The organism is Kitasatospora sp. NPDC057512, from assembly GCF_042802135.1.
Classification (GTDB): domain Bacteria; phylum Actinomycetota; class Actinomycetes; order Streptomycetales; family Streptomycetaceae; genus Kitasatospora.
Window position 1 is genome coordinate 1 of record NZ_JBHVET010000731.1, and the last position, 4,198, is coordinate 4,198.

Annotated in this window: 1 protein-coding gene and 2 pseudogenes; 1 reads left to right on the forward strand and 2 read right to left on the reverse strand. The window is 72.7% G+C overall.

Annotation, left to right across the window (positions count from 1 at the left end; genetic code table 11):
- Window positions 1–70 precede the first annotated feature (70 nt).
- Window positions 71–268 (forward strand): annotated as a pseudogene (locus ACFU6K_RS32740) (hypothetical protein); the annotation flags it as partial.
- Between the two features lie 86 nt (window positions 269–354).
- Here ACFU6K_RS32740 and ACFU6K_RS32745 read toward each other — a convergent pair.
- Window positions 355–3,294: pseudogene (locus ACFU6K_RS32745) on the reverse strand (SdrD B-like domain-containing protein); the annotation flags it as partial.
- 236 nt (window positions 3,295–3,530) lie between these two features.
- A complete protein-coding gene (locus tag ACFU6K_RS32750; protein ID WP_380669246.1) occupies window positions 3,531–4,109 on the reverse strand; it encodes a hypothetical protein in 579 nt (192 codons plus the stop codon).
- Between the last annotated feature and the right edge of the window lie 89 nt (window positions 4,110–4,198).

The following is a 4,198-nucleotide window of genomic DNA, read 5'->3' on the forward strand; positions in this document are numbered from 1 at the left end:
AGGGCGTCAGCTGTGGCGGCCCGGTCGGCGGTAGGCGACGAAGCAGAGGACGCCGCCGCCGAGGAGGGCGATGGCTCCGAGCGCCGCGACCAGGGTGTCGGGGGAGGAGCCGCCGGTGTGCGGCAGCTCGCCGCTCTCCGACGCGCTCGGGGTGTGGGGGTGGGTGTGGGTCGCGGTGGCCGTCGTGCTGGGCGAGGACGTCGGCGACGGCGACGGGGAGTGGGACGGGGAGGGCGACGGGCTCGGCGACGGCGTCGGACTCGGGCTCGGCGACGGGGAGGGGGACGGCGACGGGCTCGGCGAGGGCGACGGGGAGGGCGACGGCGAGGTGGTCTGGAGGATCACGCCCAGGTCGAGGTCGAGGTCGCGCTGCCCGCCGCTGAGGGTGACGGTCTGGGTGATGCCGGTGGCCGGGTCGCCGTCCGAGTCCTTGCTCGGGTCGGTGCCGGCGTGCTGCTTGGTGACGGTGGCGCCCTTGGGCAGGGTGGTCAGGTCGAACCGCACCGCGTAGCTGCCGTCCGGCAGGTTGTCGAACAGGTAGTGCCCGGTGGCGTCGGTCACCGTGGTGACGGGCTTGCCGTCCTTGTCCCGTACGGGCTGCCCGTTGCCGTCCAGCAGGTGCACGGTGACCCCGGGGATGCCCTCGTCACCGGGCTTCTGGATCCCGGAGCCGTCCCGGTCGTGCCAGACGAAGTCGCCCAGCGCGTTGTTGGAGGGGGCGACGCGCTTGACCGCGACGCCGACCTTGGCGGGCTCGGCCGGCAGCAGCTGGCGGCCGGCGTTGTCGGTGGCGGTGTAGGCGAAGCTGTTCCAGGCGTAGTCGCCCTCGGGGGCGTCGTAGGAGGCGACCATCGGCCAGGTCAGGGTGAAGGACTCGCCGGGGGCCATGGCGCCGGGACGGTGGATGCGGAACCAGGTGGCCGTGCCCGGGCCGGGGAAGGTGGTGCTCCAGACCGCGGCGCTGTTGCAGCCGGTGCGGTCGACGATCACGGCCTCGACGCAGGGGTTGGGGTCGGTGCTGTACTCGATGACGACGGTCGGGTCGCTGGCGGTGATCGCCTGGGTGAGCGAGGGGGTCCAGGTGCTGCCGCGTGCGGCGTCCTGGGTGAGCACGTAGTTGTCGCCGGGGGTGGGGAGCTTGTCGTAGGCGATGAAGTCGGTGACCGGGTCCGGGGAGTCGTTGCGGACGGTCATCCGCCAGGACGTCTGGCCGCCGGGGGTGGCGGTGCCGATGGTCATGTAGTCGGCGTCGAGGTCCCCCTTGACCTCCTTGTAGGAGCGCAGCACGGCCGGGGCGTCCACCCGGATCCGGGAGGAGGCGTGGCAGAGCAGTTCGGTGGTGTCGCCGTTGCCGTTGAGGTCGAGCACGTCGGGGGTGCTGCCGCTGTCGGAGCCGGAGTACATGCAGGCGACGGGGTGGGTGGGCTGGTCGACGGTGACGTAGACGTCGTTGGTGAGGTCGCCGGCGCGGACGCTGTTGGCGACCTGGACGTCGAAGAGCATCCGGTAGGCCAGCGAGTCGTGGTAGTACGTCGAGTCGGGGGCGCCGGCGGGCCATTCCATCCTGACGAGCTGGCGGCCGTCGGGGCCGGGGGTCACCGTGATCGAGGAGGGGGCCTTGGCGTCGGGGTAGTTGGGGTCGGGCCGGGCCGAGCCGTCGATGTAGACGACGCCGGCGGGCAGCAGGTCGTACAGGACGAGCGGGCGGTCGAGGTCGTGGGCGCTGCGGTTGTACGGGATGACCTGGAAGGTGGCCTTGCCGCCGGGCGCGGAGAGTTCGCCGGCGACGGTGGTCTTGGCGGCGCCGAGGTTGGTGGCCTGGGTGATGGTGGTCCGGGCGCAGGCGTTGGCGGTGGAGGTGTTGGTGCCGTCGCCGGCGCTGGTGTCCACGCAGTTGGTCAGCGGTGTGGGGGCCTGGCGTCCGTCGTGGCCGGGGGTGGCGATCTGGGTGACCAGCTGCACGGCGTTGCCGGGGCTCCAGCCGGTGGGGATGGGGCCGTTCCAGGTGAGCTTGAGGCCGTCCAGCCACTGCCCGGCGGGGATGCCGAGCACGTCGCCGGCGGGGTTGCCGGCGCCTTCGGCGAAGGTGACGACGCGGGCGGTGGAGCCGTTGAACGGGGTGCCCGGGGTGAAGGTGTGCCAGGTGGGGTCGCCGTTGAGGCGGTACTGGAGGGTCAGCTGGATGCTGTTCGGGTTCCACGGCTCCAGCTGGATCGTCTGCGGGAAGACCCAGTTGTAGACGCCGTCGGTGGAGCCCGCGCCGGGGTCGGTGATGGTCAGGCTGGTGGCCGGGCCCGCCGTGTTGGTGGCGGACAGGCTGAAGGAGTTGAGGTCGCCGGAGGTGGTGGTGTCGCGCCAGGTCTTGCTGGCGGTCACCACCACGCCGGTCACCGGCGGTTGGAACGTCGGGGTCGTGGCGTTCGCGGTGTCGAGCTGCCGCTCGGCCTCGCCCAGCGGGGCGCCGAGCAGGTCGACGGTGTTCTGGGAGGTGGTCCCGTTCGGGAAGGAGGCCTCCGGGTAGTTGACCACCAGCACGCCGGGCGAGCGGCAGCCGCCGCGCCCGTTGCCGGAGATGAAGGGGCCGATGTCGTAGCCCCAGGTGTTCGGGCCGGGCGGCACCTGCGTCCAGCCCGGCGAGCGGCTGGTGTCCACCACCGCGCCGGGCGGCAGGGTGTCCAGCAGCCGGCTGGTGTCCAGGTCGACGTTGGGCACGTTGTCGGTGGCGCAGGGGCTGAACTGGTAGGTGACGGTGCGTCCGTCACTGCTGGAGGTCTGGACGCCCTTGGTCACCGTGTACTGCGGCTGCACCTGGGCCGTGGTGTTCGCGGTGGCGGTCTGCGAGGTCTCGCCGTTGGCCGACATGGTGGCCGAGTTGGTCGAGGTGGTGCCGTTCGGGGTGGTGAAGTTCGGGTACTTCATCGTCACCGTGATGGTGGCGGTGGTACCCGGGCTCAGGTTCTGCAGCTTGATGTCCATCGTGCCGCCCATCGCGCCCGCCGCGGGCACGGTGGAGGCGGCCACGTCCACCGAGGACGGGTCCGGCGTCCAGCCGAGGAACTGCATGTTCGCGGGCAGCGTGTCGAGGATCCGACCGCCCGTGCACTCGGTGATGGAGCAGGTGTAGCGCAGCGTGTAGGTGACGTTCTCCCCCGGGGAGACGGTCGCCTTGTCGACGCTCTTGGTGAAGGAGATCGCGGCCTGGGCCGGTGGGGCCAGCACGCTGCTGCTCAGCAGCGAGCCGGCCACCAGCGCCAGGACCGAGGCGATCCGCCCGGTCCGGAATGGAAGTCGCATAGCGCGCAGTCCAGCCGATCAGCCCCTCGGGCCGGCCGGCGACACGAGGGCCGGTCGCGGCGGTTCACCTGCTCGGCGGTCACCCGCCCGGCGGCACCGCGGTCCGGGGCTGGTACGGCGTTCCGGGGCTGGTACGGCGCTCCGGGGGGCGTTTCGGCCGACGGGCCGGGCCGCGCCCGCCGAGCTCCCCCGGCGGGCGGCGCAACCGGAGCGCCGGGCGGCGCGACCCGGGCGGCTCAACCGAACATCACACCGGTCTCCCGGGCCAGGGTGTCCAGCCGGTACTGGGTGACGTGCTCGACGTTCGCCGGGTCGATGGTGCGCACGCCCTCGGCGGCGAGCCGCTCGTTGATCTCCTCCAGGTGCTCCTGGACGACCTGCTTCTCCGCCTCGGTGGTACGGCCCTGGTGCGGCCGTCCGGCGTGCTCCAGGCTGGCGTAGTCGACCCGCTCCCGGACGGCGGCGGGCGCCGCCCCGCGTACGGTGGCGGGCGCCGCCTCGGGTACGGCGGTCCGGGCGGCCGGGCGGGCGTCGCGCAGCACCTCGGCCATCGGCGCGGCCGAGGCCAGCCGGTCGAACGTCGCCGCCTCCATCACCACCGTCTGCGGCTCCGCCCGGTCCGGGTGGTGCAGCTCGATGGTGACCAGGTCGAGCGCCAGCTCCCGCACGCCGCCCAACTCCCCGGCCAGCGCGTCGATCTCGACCGGACCGTCCGTCAGGTCGGGGTGCCGGAGCACCACCACCCGCACCAGGTCCGCGTCGCTCTCCGCGTGCTTGCCGGTCAGGTCCGAGAACCGGATGATCTTCTGGCCCATGTCTTCCTCTCCTGTGCCCCTGTGATCAGCCGAGAGCCTACGCCGGGATGATCATCGACGCGCCCCTGCGGCCGGGCCCGGGGGAGCAC